General features: G+C 60.7%; 1 protein-coding gene. It reads right to left on the reverse strand.

Features of this window, described 5'->3' with window-relative positions; all coding sequences use genetic code 11:
* Positions 1-37 precede the first annotated feature (37 nt).
* Positions 38-1,954 carry a sigma 54-interacting transcriptional regulator gene (locus tag QZL67_RS03575; protein ID WP_022289401.1) on the reverse strand — a complete coding sequence of 639 codons (1,917 nt, stop codon included), beginning with the start codon at positions 1,952-1,954 and terminating at the stop codon, positions 38-40.
* Positions 1,955-2,091: the final 137 nt, after the last annotated feature.

Consider the following 2,091-nt stretch of genomic DNA (forward strand, 5'->3'; position numbering starts at 1 on the left):
CGGCCAATGGCCGGCGGGCGTTTGATCTTCCGATTCATTAGGACTCGGTCGTACTCTCCCGCTGCTTGCGGGCCGCCTCCTCCTGGCGTTTGGTCATCCGCCAGAGCGTAGTGCGGCTGACGCCCAGTTCCTTTGCCAGATCCTTTTTCCGAATGGTGGGCGGCAGAACCAGCGTGGTCCCACCCGGGGCAGAAAGTACTGTTCCGGCCGGGGCCGCCGCAGGACGCTCCTGGAACATATGCAGCTCCCGCAGATAGGCCGCATCCACAGGGCGGCCGTTGCTGAGCACCACTAACCGCTCACAGACATTGCGCAGTTCCCGCACATTGCCCGGCCAGTCGTATCGGCACAGCACTTCCCGTGCATCGGCAGTTAAGGCAGGTGCTGCTTTTCCCAATTCCGCAGACAAAATACACATCTGATGCTCCAGCAGCGGCAGGATATCTGCCGGACGCTCCCGCAGGGGTGGGATGTGGATTTCCAACGCATTGAGCCGGTAGAGGAGGTCGCTGCGGAACCTTCCCTTTGCGATCTGCTGCTGCAGATCCAGGTTGGTGGCCGCAATGACCCGCACATCCACAGGGATCACGGTGGTGCTGCCCACCCGCCGGATCTCCTTTTCCTGCAGGACCCGCAGGAGTTTCGCCTGCAGGGATACAGGGATCTCCCCGATCTCATCCAGGAAGATCGTACCGCGATGGGCCTGCTCAAAAAGGCCCACCTTTCCCTCCCGGGACGCACCGGAAAAGGCGCCCGGCTCATAGCCGAAAAGCTCGCTTTCCAGCAGGTTTCCCGGCAGCGTCGCGCAGTTCACCGCCACAAAGGGCTGGCTGTTTCGGCCGCTGGCGGCGTGGATGCTGTGGGCAAAGAGCTCCTTGCCGGTGCCGGTCTCGCCGGTGATGAGGACGTTGGAATTGTTGGCCTGACTGAACTGCTTGGCGATCTCCACCCGACTGCGCATGCTGTCGCTGACCGCGATGATATCCCGGAAGGAGTATTTTGCCGCCAGTCCCCGGCGGACCAGCCCCCGGCGGATCTGCCGCTCCTCCTGCAGGATCTTGGAGGCCGCGCTGGTGGTGATCAGCGTGCCGATGGCAGAAGTCTCGCCGCTGATGAGCCGGTACTTGACCATATACCGCTGCCCGTCCAGTGTCACAAGCTCCTCATCTCCGTCCCGGCAGGGACTTTTCCGGCTGCCGATGAAGGTCAGGGCATCGTTGATTTTTTCCACCGACTGTCCCTTCCACTCCTTTAAAAACGCCAGATGATACAGTCGGTACGCCTGGTTATTGGCCTCCAGGACCCGGCCGGATTCATCCACTGCCATCACCGCGTCCTCACTGTTGTCCAGGATCATGCGGATGATGTTGCTTTTGGTCCGTTCGGTGTTGATGCTGTGGGCAGCCTTCATGGCCTCGGACAGCGTCCGCCGCAGCGTCTCCATCCGCAGATGCACATAGGTGCATGGCACCCCCCGCTCCTGGCAGAAGTTGTACACCGTGCCGCCGCTGACCAGCGCATCCATGCCGTCCGCCTGGCAGGTCTCCGCAGTCCGAATGGCAGTCTCCTCGTCCTGTACGTCGTAAATGCGGATCTTTGCACCGCAGACCTCTTCCATGGCCGGCACCAGATCCTGAAGCTGGTCCCGGTCCAGGCAGAGCCCCAGATGGGCGGGATGATAAGTCTCCCGGCAGCGGCGCAGTGCCTCCAGCACATCCAGGCCGTCAAATACCAGCTGCGTGATATGCTTTTGAGGATACAGGTCACGGATTTTATTGTAGGTGATGCCCCGGGCCACGATCACGTCATACCGGTCCAGCTGCCACAGGATCTCCGGCGTGCCGAAACGGTGAATCACATCAATGTTCACCTCATCGCTGCCGTATTCCTGTGCCAGCTTCCGCATTGGCTCCATCAGATCCGGCGACGGCGCGAACACCATCACATTTACCATGTGTCCTCCTTTCCTCGAGAAAAAACAAGCTGAGCGGACCCGCGCTGTGCGGGTCCGCTCAGTAGTATAGCACATTTTGTCGATTAGCTCAAGCCGTTGCTGGCCATGTAATCCGCCTCGTACTCGCTGACATAGGC

The sequence above is a fragment of the Oscillibacter sp. CAG:155 genome (assembly GCA_000436875.1).
Lineage (GTDB): Bacteria > Bacillota > Clostridia > Oscillospirales > Oscillospiraceae > Oscillibacter.